The 15,415-nt window shown below is 54.8% G+C and carries 15 protein-coding genes; 9 read left to right on the forward strand and 6 right to left on the reverse strand.

Annotated features, from left to right (window positions below; all coding sequences use genetic code 11):
- Positions 1–39 precede the first annotated feature (39 nt).
- The 3 genes from MKY12_RS12255 to fsa form a co-directional block, all read right to left on the reverse strand.
- Positions 40–1,236 (reverse strand): MFS transporter, encoded by a 1,197-nt coding sequence (locus MKY12_RS12255; RefSeq protein WP_339313948.1) that lies wholly within the window; start codon positions 1,234–1,236, stop codon positions 40–42.
- A 12-nt stretch (positions 1,237–1,248) separates the two neighbouring features.
- Positions 1,249–1,692 (reverse strand): MarR family transcriptional regulator, encoded by a 444-nt coding sequence (locus tag MKY12_RS12260; RefSeq protein WP_076074509.1) that lies wholly within the window; start codon positions 1,690–1,692, stop codon positions 1,249–1,251.
- A 152-nt stretch (positions 1,693–1,844) separates the two neighbouring features.
- Positions 1,845–2,492, reverse strand: a complete 648-nt coding sequence (gene fsa / locus MKY12_RS12265) for a fructose-6-phosphate aldolase (protein ID WP_036694437.1) — start codon at positions 2,490–2,492, stop codon at positions 1,845–1,847.
- 231 nt (positions 2,493–2,723) lie between these two features.
- On the opposite strand from fsa, the gene MKY12_RS12270 reads away from it, so the two are divergent.
- A complete protein-coding gene (locus tag MKY12_RS12270; RefSeq protein WP_155991622.1) occupies positions 2,724–3,191 on the forward strand; it encodes a hypothetical protein in 468 nt (155 codons plus the stop codon).
- Positions 3,175–3,729 carry a macro domain-containing protein gene (locus MKY12_RS12275; protein ID WP_339313949.1) on the forward strand — a complete coding sequence of 185 codons (555 nt, stop codon included), beginning with the start codon at positions 3,175–3,177 and terminating at the stop codon, positions 3,727–3,729. The genes MKY12_RS12270 and MKY12_RS12275 overlap by 17 nt, the downstream gene beginning before the upstream one ends.
- A 59-nt stretch (positions 3,730–3,788) precedes the next feature.
- Here the strand turns inward: MKY12_RS12275 and MKY12_RS12280 are convergent, their stop codons facing one another.
- Positions 3,789–3,986, reverse strand: coding sequence for a hypothetical protein (locus tag MKY12_RS12280; RefSeq protein ID WP_036729275.1), 198 nt, complete (start codon positions 3,984–3,986; stop codon positions 3,789–3,791).
- A gap of 125 nt (positions 3,987–4,111) precedes the next feature.
- On the opposite strand from MKY12_RS12280, the gene rpiA reads away from it, so the two are divergent.
- The 7 genes from rpiA (at position 4,112) to MKY12_RS12315 (ending at position 11,761) form a co-directional block, all read left to right on the forward strand.
- Entirely contained in the window at positions 4,112–4,792 is a 681-nt protein-coding gene (gene rpiA, locus MKY12_RS12285) for a ribose-5-phosphate isomerase RpiA (protein WP_155991641.1), read from the forward strand.
- The gene (locus MKY12_RS12290; RefSeq protein WP_339313951.1) at positions 4,776–5,267 is read left to right on the forward strand and encodes a VanZ family protein; all 492 of its coding nucleotides are present in this window, start codon (positions 4,776–4,778) and stop codon (positions 5,265–5,267) included. The genes rpiA and MKY12_RS12290 overlap by 17 nt, the downstream gene beginning before the upstream one ends.
- A 42-nt stretch (positions 5,268–5,309) precedes the next feature.
- On the forward strand, positions 5,310–5,750 hold the full coding sequence (locus tag MKY12_RS12295; RefSeq protein ID WP_339313952.1) for a GNAT family N-acetyltransferase: 441 nt from the start codon (positions 5,310–5,312) through the stop codon (positions 5,748–5,750).
- 227 nt (positions 5,751–5,977) lie between these two features.
- On the forward strand, positions 5,978–6,430 hold the full coding sequence (locus tag MKY12_RS12300; RefSeq protein ID WP_339313954.1) for a MarR family transcriptional regulator: 453 nt from the start codon (positions 5,978–5,980) through the stop codon (positions 6,428–6,430).
- Positions 6,427–9,585 (forward strand): MMPL family transporter, encoded by a 3,159-nt coding sequence (locus MKY12_RS12305; RefSeq protein ID WP_339313955.1) that lies wholly within the window; start codon positions 6,427–6,429, stop codon positions 9,583–9,585. The genes MKY12_RS12300 and MKY12_RS12305 overlap by 4 nt, the downstream gene beginning before the upstream one ends.
- A 503-nt stretch (positions 9,586–10,088) precedes the next feature.
- Positions 10,089–10,622 carry a sigma-70 family RNA polymerase sigma factor gene (locus MKY12_RS12310; RefSeq protein ID WP_339256133.1) on the forward strand — a complete coding sequence of 178 codons (534 nt, stop codon included), beginning with the start codon at positions 10,089–10,091 and terminating at the stop codon, positions 10,620–10,622.
- Complete coding sequence (locus MKY12_RS12315; protein ID WP_339256135.1) at positions 10,619–11,761, forward strand: DUF4179 domain-containing protein; 1,143 nt, start codon at positions 10,619–10,621, stop codon at positions 11,759–11,761. Before MKY12_RS12310 ends, MKY12_RS12315 begins: the two co-directional genes overlap by 4 nt.
- An 88-nt stretch (positions 11,762–11,849) precedes the next feature.
- Here MKY12_RS12315 and MKY12_RS12320 read toward each other — a convergent pair whose 3' ends face one another.
- Both MKY12_RS12320 and MKY12_RS12325 read right to left on the reverse strand, forming a co-directional pair.
- A complete protein-coding gene (locus MKY12_RS12320; protein WP_339256137.1) occupies positions 11,850–13,457 on the reverse strand; it encodes a response regulator in 1,608 nt (535 codons plus the stop codon).
- A gap of 4 nt (positions 13,458–13,461) precedes the next feature.
- Entirely contained in the window at positions 13,462–15,273 is a 1,812-nt protein-coding gene (locus MKY12_RS12325; protein WP_339256139.1) for a histidine kinase, read from the reverse strand.
- Between the last annotated feature and the right edge of the window lie 142 nt (positions 15,274–15,415).

Raw genomic sequence — 15,415 nt, forward strand, 5'->3', positions numbered from 1 at the left:
GAGGCGGTTTTGTCTATTCCACGAAAGTGTAGCTTCCAGCTATCCCTGTAGGGCAGCTTTGCGCTTACTGTTCTGCCGGGTCACGAGTACCAGAAGATAGACAGCGAGCAGCAGGAGAGGCGCCAATATCGAATACCGGTACATTACGGCGTAGCTGGTGAACATGGCGACAGCGCCAAGCAGCATGGAGCCGATGGCTACACCGAGATCCAGGGAGTTCAGGAACATTCCGTTGGCTAACCCGCGCTGGCGCGGCTCGACAGACTGGATCATCCAGGTCTGGAGCGCAGGCTGCATGGAGCCGAAGCCGAATCCGTAGCATAGAGCGGCCGGGAACAAGCCCGCCGTTGTGGAGGCGAAGGAGAGCAGCAGCAGACCGGCGACAATGAACAGGCTTCCTGGGATGAGCAAGGCAGCCGCGCCATAGCGGTCGTAAATTCTGCCGGAGAGCGGCCGGATCACGACAATGGCTACGGCATTGAACAGGAAGAAGTAAGCGATATGCTGGAGGTGCTTCTCTTGCCCGTAGAGCGCCAGGAAGCCCAGCAGCCCGCCGTAAGAGATGGATAAGAGGAAGTTAAGCAGGCAGGGGAGCAGCAGCCTGCGGTATGGATTGCTTCCCGCAGCTGCAGCCGGAACTGCGGCCGGCTCCAGATGTCCGCCAGGCAGTGTTTTCGCCAGGCGGAAGCCCATCGGCAGGATCAGAGCAAGCACGACAGCCGTCACCAGCAGCAGGGACCCGAAGCCTGGTCCTTGCAGGAGGCTGAGTCCGATTAGCGGGCCAGCCGACATGGCGAGGCTGGTGGATAATCCGAAATAACCCATGCCCTCGCCCATCCGGCGGATGGGGATGACATCGGAGGCCATGGTCGGGAACGCCGTGCTGGCCATGCCGAAGCCTATGCCGAACAGGATGCGGAACAGCAGCAGGGTGAGGATGCTGCCTGCGAAATAATAGCCCGCCACCGCAGAGAGGGCAATGGCAAGGCCGAGGAAGATCAGCAGGTTGCGCCCGCCCTTCTCCATGGCCTTGGCCGAGAAGAGGCGGGAGGCAATGGCGCTGAAGGCGAACAGGCTGGTGACAAGGCTAACCTGCACGGGTGAAGCATGTAAGGCACTTTCCGCATAAGCGGGAAGGGTAGATAAGGTCATCTGCAGTCCTATGAACAGCAGAAGGTTGCAAAGGGTCAGTGTGATGAAGGATGTGGTCCATAGACGTTCAGAGGATTGATTCAAGTGGGTAGACTCCTATTCCTGATGTATATTTCCGGTGTTGTGATAGATTTGCTCCAGCATACTGCGGAGATCTTCAAGCTGCTGCGGCTTGAGCCCGGCTACAGCCATATCTATAGTCTGCTGTTCCAGTGCTATAGTGTTCTCAATTAACGCCCGTCCCTCTCCGGTGGCAGAGAGCTGGAACGCCCTGCGGTCCTCGGGGTTGGCCGTTTTGGTAATGAAGCCTTTCTTGAGCAGGAGCTCCACGATCCGGGCGGTAGTCGGCTGGTCTTTGGCAGAGGCAACGGCAACCTCCTTCTGGTTGACTCCGCTGCGGTCACAGATCATCAGCAGGGTGGACCATTGCTCGGGTGTGATGTCATACGGCTTCAGCGCCCGGGCGAAGCTCACTGAGATTCTCCGGTGGGTCGAGCCCAGCAGGAAGCCGAGGAATTGCTGTGGAGAGGAAAGAGTCATAAATGAACTGCTCCTTTGTATTTACTTGTTACAACAATAATAAGCATAACAAGTAAAATAGTCAAGGATGAATGGGGTTCTTCCAATCTGACAACACCAAAAAAGCCCCGCTCCGCATGATGCGGAAGGGGGCTTGAATGATTTGCTTTGTTTTAAACCTGTGGAACCTTCTCCCAGTCCTTCAGGAAGCGTTCGATACCATTGTCGGTCAGCGGGTGCTTCCAGAGTGATGGCAGGAGTGAGCCCGGGATGGTAGCGATGTGAGCGCCGGCAATGGCAGCTTGCTCCACATGGGCGATGTTGCGGATACTGGCGGCGATGATCTCGGATTTCAGGTCGTAGTTGGTCAGAATCGTCTTCAGATCCTTGATCAGCTTCATACCGTCTACACCGATATCATCCAGACGTCCGACGAACGGACTGATATAAGTAGCTCCTGCCTTGGCGGCCATGAGGCCTTGAGCAGCGGAGAATACGAGGGTTACGTTGGTTTTGATGCCTTTTTTGGTCAGTTCATAACAAGCTTCCAGACCATCTTCGGTCATAGGCAGCTTGATGACCACGTTCGGAGCCCATTCTGCGATCTCGTAAGCTTCCTTAAGCATCTCTTCAGCCGTAAGACCGATAACCTCAGCGCTTACAGGACCAGGGACAATAGCTACGATCTCTTTGATTACATCCTTAAACAATCTGCCTTCCTTGGCGATCAGCGACGGGTTCGTCGTTACGCCATCCACTAATCCGAGGCGGGTAATACGTTTGATTTCCTCAATATTTCCGGTATCCAAGAAAAATTTCATTTCCAGGTATCCTCCCTTGATTTCGTATGGATTTGACAAAACAGCAGGCTCCACTTCATTATGAGACATGCCACGTGAAGTTTCAACTGTTAATTTGAATCTCTCAAAATAACTTTATGGAATCGGCGCAAAAAATGTTTTTTACACAGGCAAGGACCATTCACGGGTACTTCTGTCCATGATACTATAGAAGCGGTATTGTTCATTACAGGCGATGGGCTGGTGACAGGGATGTATACTTTAATTGCGGGAGTGGTGCTGTTTCTGCTGGTCACAGCCGGAATTATTGCATATCAGAACAGCAGAATTCTTGCGGAGCAAGAGACGGATGCTTCCAGAGCACATACCGGCAATCTGATGTATTCGGTATATAATCAGAGGTTCTCTGCGGGAGAGGAGCTGCCGGAGGCGGTGCCGTTGTTCCAATTCACGGTGGTTGAGCCCGGGGAAGAGGACCTGCCGGAGGCAGAGGCAGGGACAACCCGTGCCCTGTGCAGGGTTGCCGCTGGTACGGGTGAGCTGGTGTTATCTGATGCGCAGAATTATATGCTGGGCATTCTCCGCCAGGCCGCAGTGCAGGGGGGCCGGCTTACGTATGATTCTTTTTCGGGGAAGGCTGCCCGCAGGGGCGAGAAGGAACTGATTCAGGCGCTGGAGACTGCGGCGAAGGAGGAGACCAGCTATGCAGATCAACATTAATGATGTAGTCCTGTCGGTGCATGAAGGCGACATTACCTCATGGCAGGGGGAGATGATCGTTAATGCCTCGAACTCCGGTCTGTATGGAGGCGGGGGAGTGGACGGGGCTATACACCGGGCCGGGGGCCCGGAAATTGCGGAGGAATGTGCGGTAATCCGCCAGAAGCAGGGAGGTATTCTTCCCGGCGAAGCAGCGCTCACCAGTGCGGGACGGCTTGCTTTTCGCGGGGTGATACATACGGTGGGGCCGATCTGGAAGGGCGGTACGGCTGGTGAAGCGGCTGTGTTGGCGAGATGCTATAAGAGCAGCCTTGATCTGGCTTGCGCCCATGGGGTGAAGAGCCTCGCTTTTCCGAATATCAGCACGGGCATTTACAACTTCCCGAAGGAGCTGGCCTGCAAGACGGCGCTGGAGGCCGTAGTTCTATATGTCCGCGCGAAGAACCCGGCAGAGCTCCCGCTGCGGCAGATCGATTTCGTCTGCTTCGAGCATGAGAATGCCGGGCTATATGGGGCCATGCTTGGGAATTATAGCTGAACAGGTGATCCGGATAGTATGTGTTACGGCAAAAGCCTGTCGGGGCAGAAGCCCGGAAGTCAGGCGTGATACTTGCCTACGGGTGCGTTCAATACCCATTCCAGCATTAGAATCAGATCTTCTAGCCTGGTCAGCTGGGCGTCTAGCGCGGCCCTCTGCGGGTCACCGGGGGGCAGTGGAGCCAGCCGTGACTCCAGGGATCTGCGCTGGAGCGTCATTTCGTTGATTTTGGATTGGATTTGGTTCTCGGTTCTCATGCGGATGCCTCCTGATGGATTATTAGTGTCAGGCTGATTAGTAAGGCTAAGAATTCCTTGTGGACGGGCACAGCCCATTCCACTTCGTTCATTATAACGGATAACATGGAGGGAATAAAATGAGTATCAATGTGAAACAGCTGGCAGCGGAGAAGGCAGTCGAATATGTGAAGGACGGTATGAGGGTGGGCCTGGGAACAGGCTCCACTGCTTACTGGGCCATCCGCAAGCTGGGGGAACGGGTAAGCGAGGGCTTGCAGATTACAGCCGTTGCTACTTCACAGGCGTCTGAGGATCAGGCCCGTGAGCTGGGCATCCCGCTGGTAGCGTTCAGTGATGTGGACAGCCTCGACCTGACGATTGACGGGGCGGATGAGCTGGACGGGGCGCTGCAGCTGATTAAGGGCGGGGGCGGTGCGCTTTTGCGGGAAAAGATTGTCGCTATGGGCAGCGCCCGCATGATCGTTGTGGCCGATGAGAGCAAGGCGGTGACCACGCTCGGGAAGTTCCCGTTACCGGTGGAGATTGTGCCGTTCGCCTGGGAGTGGACGGTTGCCGCTCTCGCTAAGCTGGGCTGTAAGACGGAGCTGCGGCGCAGCGGAGAAGACCTGTACAAGACGGATAACGGCAATTATATTGCGGACTGCCGTTTTGAAGCGATTGAATCGGCGGCAGAGCTGGCGCTTGCCCTCCAGCGTATTCCGGGAGTTGTCGAGCACGGCCTCTTCATCGGAATTGCAGATCTGGCGATTATCGGCAAGAAAGACGGCACGATTGAGATTATTGAAGGTGGCCAGGATCGCTAAGCCGCAGGCCAGCCGCCGGAAGGGGAAGGCCTCCACAGCCAAGCAGGCGCTGCCGCCCGGACGCCGGTTCCTGGCCTGGCTGCTGCTGATCGCCTATAGCGGAATACTGCTCTACTGGATGTTCATCGGGTTCGGACGGACCGTTCAGCTGGACGGGCCGCTCCGCTACAATCTTGAACCGCTGCGTACGGTGCGTTTATACTTTGATATGGCCAATGGATTATCGTACGCAAACAGGCTGGTGAACCTTCTGGGGAATGTGGCGGTATTTGCGCCTTTTGGCATTCTGCTTCCGTTGGTGGTCACTGGCTACCGCTCTTTTATCCGGCTGACGCTTCTGTCTGCAATGGGTATTACGGTGCTGGAGCTCTTGCAGATGCTGCTGCATGTCGGGAGTCTGGATATCGATGATCTGCTGCTTAACCTGCTGGGTGTGTGGACGGGGTACGCGCTGCTGCGGCTGGTGCGGGGATAGCTGTAGTCTGGGGCCAGGTATACTTTTAGGAGGATGAGACATATGTTGATTGATTTGAAGCCGCTGGTCGGCACACCGCAGGTGAATGAGCTGCTGGCTTATGCGGTTATAGATGACCCGGATGCGCTGGAGCGCACTTCGGCAGAATACAGGGAGCAGGCGGCGATGCAGCTATGCGGCTGGGAAGAGGACGGGCTGCTGCTCGGACTCACCGGATTTGAAGAGACGGAAGACGGCTCGCTCGACATCCGCCATATCGCAGTGCTCCCGGAGAACCGGGGTAAAGGATATGCGCGCGGCATGATTCTTGAGCTGGTCACCTCCCGTCAGCCGCGTTACCTGATAGCGGAGACCGAGGACGAGATTGCCGCTGACTTTTACCGCAGTCTGGGCTTCATGGTCTACAGCCTGGGCGAGAACGCTGCTGGCATCGAAATGTTCCGCTGTGTCTATGAGGTGGAAGAGACGGAGGACGAGGAGTAAGCGGGCCGAGCGGTATCGGGAGAGGCAATAGGTGAAAATTACAATATTAGCCACTCTGCACTTTGCGTGCAGGGTGGTTTTTTGCGTCCATGAGGCTTATTTAATCCCCCTGATGAATATCAATGTAAAATTCATGAAACCAGTTGACTTTTAACGCAAAGGACAATATAGTTTTACTATAAAACTATTCTATAGGTGAACTATTATCCGGAAAGGTGGAAGCAGCTTTGAAGAAAGATGCAGAGGAATGGATCAACCGCTACGTAGATGCCTATATGGTTGTCACCAGGCAGATCAACGCGAGGCTCCGGGAGATTTTTGGAGAAGGTCTGACGACGGATCAATTCCTTATTCTCAGGCTGATCAGCGGGCAGGAGAAGTGCACCTCGACTTATCTGTCTGAAGCTGTAGCCGTAGGCAAAAGCTCGATTACTGCCATTATCAACCGGCTGGATGAAGCGGGGATGATCCAGCGGACCCGGGACGAGAATGACCGCAGGCAGGTGTATCTGACCATGACGGAGCATGGGAAGAGCGTCTACTATACCTCTGATAAGCAAATGCAGGAGGTTATCTCCCCTTATTTGTTCCATTTCGAGGATAACAATATTGAGCAGTTTATTACGATGTTTGAGAAGCTGGCATTTCTGATGCAGGATGCAGGGGGGAAAAGCAATTGAGAACGATTTTGAAGGCAAGATGGGCCATTATCGCGGTATGGCTGGCTGTGGCAGTAGTGTTATTCTTGACAGCACCCGGGATGTCGGATCTGGTCCGGGAGAAGGGGCAAATCTCAGTACCGGCTGGCTACACTTCATCAAGGGCGGCCGAGATTATGAAGGAAGTGGCATCTGCCAAAGACGGGGAAACGGTGCATCAGGTTGCACTGGTGTTCCATAAGCCGGAGGGGCTTGAAGCTGCAGACACCGAGAGTATTAAGCAGGGTGTGGAGCGGCTGGCGGAGAATAAGGATTCCCTGAAGCTCAGCACGATCACAGATCCGTTCTCACAGCCTGAGCTTAAGGATACGCTGATTGCGGGGGATGGCAAGACGATTATGGTCGCTTTGTCGGTGCAAGGCGGAGAAGATGCAGTCAAGGAGCTCCCGGCAAAGTCTGCTGAGCTGCTGGGTAACGTCACTGCGGATCATTACATGACCAGTGAAGGACTGATTACAGAGGATACGATTGCCAGCTCGGAAGCCGGGCTGAAGAAGTCGGAATACATCACTGTCGTGTTTATTCTGCTGATCCTGTTCGTGGTGTTCCGCTCTGTCGTGGCGCCGTTTGTACCGCTGTTAACGGTGGGGTTGAGTTATATCGTGTCCCAGTCGATTGTGGCTTTTCTGGTGGACCGGTTTGATTTCCCGCTGTCGACCTTCACACAGATATTCATGGTGGCCGTTATGTTCGGGATCGGGACCGATTACTGCATTCTGCTGATCAGCCGGTTCAAGGAGGAGCTTGTCCAGTCTGAGGATACTACTAGTGCTATTATCGCCACTTACCGGAAAGCCGGAGGAACAGTCTTCTATTCAGGACTGGCGGTCTTCGTCGGCTTCCTGGCCATCGGCCTGTCCCAGTTCATGCTCTACCGTTCGGCGGTGGCGGTGGCTGTCGGCATAGCTGTTATGCTGCTGGCCCTCGTGACTGTGGTTCCGTTCTTCATGGCGGTGCTGGGTCAAAAGCTGTTCTGGCCGTCACGCGGCAAGCTGGAACATAGTGAGAGCCGGATCTGGGGAGCGGCCGGTTCGTTCTCCCTGAAGAGACCCTGGGCTGCGCTGCTGATTGTAGCTGCCATTGTTGCGCCGTTCCTGCTTACCTACAGCGGGAAGCTGTCGTTCAACAACATGGATGAGATCGGGCCGAATTACGCTTCGGTCAAAGGCTTCAATATTATTTCTGAGAGCTTCGGTCCGGGCGAATCCATGCCTGGCAAGATAGTGATCAAGAACGATGACCGGATGGATACCGCTGAATATATGGGGCTTGCGGAGAAGATCAGCCGTGAGCTGGAAAAGGTAGAGGGTGTCAAAGCTGTACGCAGCATGTCACGGCCAACCGGGGAGCAAATTAATGACTTCCTGATTCCTACTCAGGTGGCAACTCTGTCAGACGGTCTTGATCAAAGTAATGAAGGCTTAACCAAAATCCAGAGCGGGCTGAACGAAGCGAGTAAGCAGCTGAAGGAGAATGAGCCTAAGCTTACAGAAGCGGCTTCTGGCAGCGCCAAGCTGACAGAGGGCACAGCCGAGCTTAAAAAAGGGATTGATGCGCTGGGCGACGGCTTGTCGAGGATCGAGAGCGGCATCCGCAGCGGCTCGGCCGGAGCCGGCGAGATTAAAGCGGGCCTCACGCAGGCGGCGGCCAGCGCGAAGCAGCTGGCACAGGCCAATGCCGCGCTGCTCGAAGGGTACAAGAAGATCGGCAGCGGCCTGACCGCGCTGAACGGGGGCCTCACCGGTCTGCAGACACAGCTTCAAGGCGTGGCAGATGCGCTTAACGGTCTGGGCGCTTCCTTCACTGGATTGGAAGCCGCCTACCCTGAGCTGCTCCAGGATGTGAACTACCAGACGATCAAAGGTACAGTTACGCAGAGCGGTACGGGAGCTGCGGGACTTGCCGGAGGACTGGGCCAGATCTCGGCCCAGCTGAGCGGGGCGGCGGCCGGATTGACCGAGGCCAACGCCGGGTATTCCAAAGCGGCAGCGGGGCAGGCTGCGCTGGCGAAAGGGCTGGATCAGCTGGTAGCTGGTATCGGCCAGCTGCAAACCGGCCTGAAGCAGGCGGCAGACGGCCAGGGGCAGATTGTCGACAAGCTTCCGGCGATCACCACCGGGCTTACACAGCTGCAAGGCGGGCAGAAGCAGCTTGCCGACGGGTTCGGTGAGCTTACAGGCCAGCTTGGACAGCTGACGGACGGACTGACGCAAAGTGCGGATGGTCTGGGGCAAATCACCGGAGGCTTAAGCTCGGCGCAGGATTATCTCAAGCAGATTCAGGATGCCAAGGATGATGAGCTGAGCGGGTTCCTGGTTCCGGCAGAGGCGCTTGAGGCCAAGGGCATGCAGCAGGTATTCGATACCTATCTGTCCGGGGACCGCAAGGTCATGACCCTGGATGTGGTCTTCGCAGGTAATCCATACAGCGCGAAGGCTATTGACAGCGTCGGACAGATTCAGGAAGCGGTGGACCGTGCCGTGGCCGGCACCAAGCTGGAGAATGCGGAAACAGCCATGAGCGGCGTGACCAGCACCTACAATGATTTGCAGACCATCTCCAATGAAGATTACACGCGTACAGTAATTCTGATGCTAAGCGGTATTTTCATCATTCTGGTGGTGCTGTTCCGCTCGATGGTTATGCCGCTGTACATCATTGCCTCATTGTTAATCACTTACTTTACGGCACTGGGTATCACGGAAGCGATCTTCGTCCATCTACTGAACTATTCGGGAATCACCTGGACGACTCCGTTCTTCAGCTTCGTCATGCTGATTGCTCTCGGGGTGGACTACAGTATCTTCCTGATGGCACGCTTCAACGAGAATAAAACCTGGGATGTGCGTGAAGCCATTCTGCACGCTATGCGCAATATGGGAACTGTGATTCTCTCGGCTGTAGTGATTCTGGGCGGTACCTTCGCCTCGATGTACCCGTCCGGGGTCCTGTCGATGATGCAGATTGCCACGGTTGTACTGTCCGGTCTGGCACTGTATGCACTGGTATTCCTGCCATTCTTCGTGCCGGTGATGGTGCGGATGTTCGGCCGGGCTAACTGGTGGCCGTTCCGTCCGGCGGCCGGGGAGGATCAGCCTAGAACGCTGGATATGTAACAAGTAAGTTAGCGTTGGATGAAACAGCAAAGAGCAGGCTTTCGCTACTAAGCGGAGCCTGTTCTTTGCTGTTGGGGAAGTTATGATTTACATCTGTCCGAGGATATGTGCTCTTAAGATTGATCAGTTTGGCATGTATGCGGAAAACCGAACACAATCGGGGGTCGAGTGAGCACATGGGCCAGATGTGTACGGAAAACCGAACACATTCGGTGCTATGTGGGCGCGTGGGCCAAATGTGTGTGAAAAACCGAACACAATAGGCTGGCGTGGCGGATATGGAGCAAATGTATGCGAAAAACCGAACACAATCGGCGGTCGCGTGGCTCATGAGCCAAATGTATGCGGAAAACCGAATTCGTGCGTTCCTGTTCATGAACAAGCGTAGAAAAAATATAAGCTTCGATGTAACCTTATCGGCTTGTACATCATCTAAAGAGTATATGAAAGAAAGCACTGAATGGGGATGCGGCAGCTTCCCGGAAGAAGGGGGGCAATCATATTTGAATAACGGACAAGAGGATCTGGTCAGGCGAGCCCAGGCGGGTGACAGCGAGGTCTTCATCCAGCTGGTAAAGAGGCAGGAGCGGCGGATGTACAGTATGGCTAAGTCCATGGTCAGGAGTGACGAGGATTGTGCAGATGCGATGCAAGAGACGGTGCTGAAAGCTTTTAAAGCCATCTCAGGACTGAAAGAAGCGGCTTATTTCAACACATGGCTATTTCGTATTCTGATCAACGAATGCAACTTGATTCTGCGCAGACGGGAAAGGGTAGTCGTCATGCCCGATCCGCCGGAGAGCGTACAAGTCATATCTTCGTTCGCAGAAGAGATGGATCTGCGTCAGGCCATTGGCAGGCTCGAAGAGATATCAGGTACCATTGTTAAGCTGCATTATTATCAGGGGTTAACTGTACAAGAGATTGCCGGGCTGCTTGAGCTGTCAGAGAGCGCCGTCAAGACCAGGCTGCACCGCGCCCGTAAGACGTTACAGCAATCCCTGGAGCAACCTGTAGAAAGGAAGGTGAACGGATGAGCCAGCAGCGGTTGGAAAGCAGGCTGACAGACCTTCAGGAAGAGACTCTTCCTGAACTGCCGGAGCTTGTGCATCTGCGTATGGAGGAGACTTACCAGATCATCAGTGGGAAGGATGAGACTCGCTTGGAGGCGGCTTCAGAACATCAAGAGACCGTTAGACGTAAAAGAATGCCCCGGTGGCTGTCCCGGGTGATGATCAGTGCAGCATCTGTGGCCGGAGGGCTGGTGCTCCTGATTAGCCTGGGATTTATCTCACCGGCCATGGCAGAGACCTTGAAGCAGTTGCCGTTCATGTCAAGCGTATTCCAGCTTGCAGGAGATGCCGGGCTGCGAAAAGCAAATGAAGCAGGGTTAACCACAAATGTTCAGCAGACCGTTACACAGGACGGGATGACGCTAACCGTATCGGAACAAATGTATGACGGAAGCCGTCTGTCGCTGGTGCTGACCCGGTCGAAGGGCGTGTATGAGCACAAGTCTTTTTCAGATTCATGGGCTATCCCTGATCCGAAGACAGGCAGTCTCAATCGGCCCATCGATTTCTATGTCAACGGAGAGCTTGTTAATACGGGAGGGGGGATTGCACCCGGAGGGCCGGAGGCACCCGATTCTGTCATTGTTACAGCTCTAAATTCAGGGAATTTGCAGCTTCCGGACACCTTTGATTTAAAAATGTCTGTCTATCTTCCCGGGTTTGCCGACCCGTTCATTTTTGAGTTCCCCGTAACCCGCCAAGTATCGGAGAGCTTCGTTCTTACACCGGATATCCTGAAAACTCATGATCACATTAAACTGATGATTAAACGGCTGGAGGTAAGTACTACTTCAACTCAGCTGACGGCAGAAATACAAGGAGAACCAGGGGCGCACATTACGGCAATAGAAGCAAACATTCCGGATAAATATAAGGTGAATGGTCACTTCTCGGTCTTTTTTGAGCTTTCAGACGAGCAAGGGCGGGAAGTTAGGGAACTCGGCGGCGAAGGCGGGACGGGCGAAGGCAATTTCTTATACAAGAATTTTAATTATGAACCGTTTGAGACGATCCCGGACCGCATCACCATTAAGCCTACCATTTGGAAGGATGGACAGAAGCTGTACATTCCCGAGCTGGAGGTCACTGTTCCGGTAAAATAGCACAAATAGCCTCCGGTTTCCATAATACACTTGGACCGGAGGCTATTTGCTTAGAAAGAATGCCGAGATGCTTAACTTCTGATCCAGCCTAAGTCTCCGGCTCCTTACGCCACTCCCTAGGCGTCATCCCCGTATGCTTACTGAAGATTTTGCTGAAGTACCGGCCGTCCTGGTAGCCGACCATCTCGGCGACGGAGGTTATTCTATGCTCCCCTCCGGCGAGCAGCAGCTTGGCATGACCGATCCGGACACGCTCCAGATATTCCGAAATATTCTCATGGAACACCTGCTTGAAGCGCCGGGAAACGTACTCGCGGCTAAGAAAAAACTCGCCGGCGATTTGCTGGAGCGTCAGATTATCCATGTAATGCTGGTCAATATAGCGCTTGATCTCATAAATCGCGTTGTTCTCCTGCAGCCGGGATTCCTTGAGGGTGTCAGCGACTTCTGTGAACGCCTCCGTCCACTCCCGCTGCCATTCTTCCAGGGACAGACGACCGTTCTCATCCAGCGGGAACAGCCCGGGGAAGGAAGAGGGGGCAGGCTCGCCGGCCATCGGTGTCTTGTCCTGAAGCAGCCGGTTTCTGAGCAGCCCGTATTCGTAACGCCAGTATTTCAGATCCTCCCATGTGACCGCCTGCCGTTTGCCTACCGCATCCATCCAGGCGGAGATTACTTGTCCAATCTGGGCAGTGTCCCCCCGGTGGACCGCTGTCGTGATCCGGCTGGCATAGTCAGCCAGCACAGTCCTTGCAGCGCGCGGCGTAGACGGGTTCCCGCCATAATGATAGATCAGCGGAGTATCGTCCAGGAAGGAGATTCCGCGCGCCGTTTGCAGCGTCTGCTGGAAGCCGGTGTTAACGCCGTGCGGGAAGGAGACAATGCCTCCGCAGGCAAAGCGGAAACGTGCCCCAAGCACCTTATAGAGCGCGTCATTCATCGCTTTCAGCTTCGCATCGGTCTGCCCCAGCTCCCCGGTCAGCAGGAGGACAAGCCCGTAATTCGGGTCTGTATGTTTAAAGGCATAACCGTTACGGACCGGGCCGATTACTTCGTTGCAGATATTGCCCATCAGAAAATGCAGCAGATCCGGATTGCGCCCGAATTTGCCCAGGACGGTGCGCGGAAGCGGATCGGTCAGCAGCAGGACAACCCGGCATTCCGCCCCCGCCGGCCATCCGAAGGCAGCACTTAGCTCGTCAGCGGCTCCCGCCTGGGAGCCAGGCTGGGAGACGAGGGCCGAGAGTGTTTTGTCCCAATACATAGGCAGCGTTTTGTTGATCTCTACCTCCCGCTGGATGTTGAGACTGCGCGCTTCCTCGTCCTTGCGCCATGCGTTTGCGGCACTATTGACTGCCTCAAGCAGCTCGCTGCGGTTGATCGGCTTCAGGAGATAGTCCATTCCGCCATGCTTGATGGTGTTGCGGATGTAAGCATAATCGTCATAACCGCTGATCACGATCCGCTTGGAGAACGGGGATTCGTCCTCAATCCATTGCAGCAGCGCCATGCCGTCCATATTGGGCATTTTCATATCGGTAAAGATAATCTCCGGCCGCTCGCGCATAATCAGTGTCAGCGCCGTTTCCCCGTCGCAGGCCTCCAGAATGTCCGTAATGCCGTATTCCTCCCAGTCCACAAGCAGCCGGATAGAATCTCTTACGTCGGCTTCATCGTCCACGATCAGCACTTTCATGGTGTTACGCCCCTTCCGTCAGTGGGATTCTAATCTGCACGTTGAAACCGTGAGGCTCCGCATGCCCAAGTATTACATCTGCTTGATCGTTAAAGAACAAGCGCAGCCGGGAGACGACATTCATCAGCCCGATGCTGTCGCCTTCCGTGCCGCCCGGCTGTTCACCGGCTATCTGCCGCTCTAGCTCCAGCAGGCGCTCCGGGGTGACGCCGGGACCGTTGTCGGAGACTGTAATACTTAGCGTGTCACCGCTGACTTCGACTACAATGCCAATCTCGGCCTGCTCCGCTCCTTCAAAGCCGTGCTTGAAGCAGTTCTCGATAAGCGGCTGCAGAATCATTTTGGGAACCGGTGTATTTAAGTCAGCCTCCCCTCTGATCTCAATGCGGTGGCGGAGCCTGTCCTTGAACCGCTGCTGCTGCAGCTCCAGGTAAGCCTGGGCATGGGCAATCTCCTTGGAGAGCGGCACGACCGGCTCCTCTGTGTTCATGTTGTAGCGCATCATGAGACCGAGGGAAGAGGTGAGCTCGTAAATCCTGGGCACCTTATGGTGCAGGGCCACAGAGCCGATAGACTGCAGCGTATTAAAAATAAAATGCGGATTAATCTGAGCCTGAAGCGCTTTTAACTGGTTATCCTTGTTGGCCAGCTCCAGCCTCAGCTCCCGCATAATCAGATTGTCGATCGTATCGACCATGTTCTTGATTGCGCTCCCGAGCACGCCAACCTCGTCGCTGCGGTCAGGATCGCCGTCGAACTGCAGCTTGCCGAGCTTGATCCTGCGGATCGATTCGGTCAGCCGCTTGATCGGAGCGGTCACCATGACCGAAACTAACAGCGCAGCTGCGATCGCAATGAACAGACAGGTCAGCAGCACAAGCATATTAATGCGCAGCACGCTGGCCGCGTTGCTGTACAGGTAGCTGTCCGGGATCTGCTTAGCGACGGTCCAGATACGCCCGATCAGCTCGAACTTCTCGAATACGACGATGCCATTGAAGTCCCCGTCCCTGTTCCAGTAGAAGTGGCCGGCCCCCGCGAAGCTGTACCGGGCATGCTGCAGCCAGGCATAATCAGGTTTGGTGCCGATTTCATCTTCCCTGGACGTATAGACGGCAGTTCCGGTGTCGTCCAGCAGATAGATATTCTCTTGTCCTTTATCATAGAGCATGTTCATAATGCTGCGGAATTCATCCAGCTTGAAGTCGATTGACAGCACCCCGATCCGCTCCTTGAGCGGTGCCCGGTACACCGGACGGTGAATCGTAAATACGGTGTTGGACGGGCTGTACGGGAATTCCTCCATGCCGTAATTATGTGAAGGATGGGGCGGCTCCAGATAAGGATCGTTTTTGTCAACCGGCTGCACGAAATGGCCGTCTAATCCGCCGCTGCCCGGCTCGCGCTTCAGGTAGCCGTCAATCAGCAGCCAGGACTGGTCGGCAAGATCCGAATACAAATAGACCTGTTGAATGTCCCTGCTGGATTGCTCGATGGCATGAAGACCGGAATATATATTATTCTCCACCATGAAGTCGCTCCGGCCCTGCACCAGAATGTTGTACAGGCTATTCGTCATCCTGAGGTTATTGTAGGCGTTCAGCGAGATATTGTTCATGGCGTTCAGCTGCCCCATCAGGCTGGTGGTCCCTTGGCGGACCGTATTTGAATTTTCGCGGATCGCGTCATTCTTCAAGGAGTGCTTGGTGTAGAAATAGGAGATTAGAATTGAGGCTGCGATCGGCACGAGAATGGCGGCCATCAGAAAGACACTCAGCTTGTAGCGTATACTGCCTCGGAAGCTACGGTACCGCAATGGCGTTCCTCCTTATTCCGCAGATTGGTCTACAGTCTAGCACCGCTTCCAAGGAAGGGTCAATAGGGTCACAATCTTACACATTTTTGGTCAACACCGGCTGTATTCCCGTTCCCGGTAAAGTTAGTATACTGATCGTGTA

This window comes from Paenibacillus sp. FSL M7-0896 (assembly GCF_037975415.1).
Taxonomy (GTDB): domain Bacteria; phylum Bacillota; class Bacilli; order Paenibacillales; family Paenibacillaceae; genus Paenibacillus_AQ; species Paenibacillus_AQ silagei.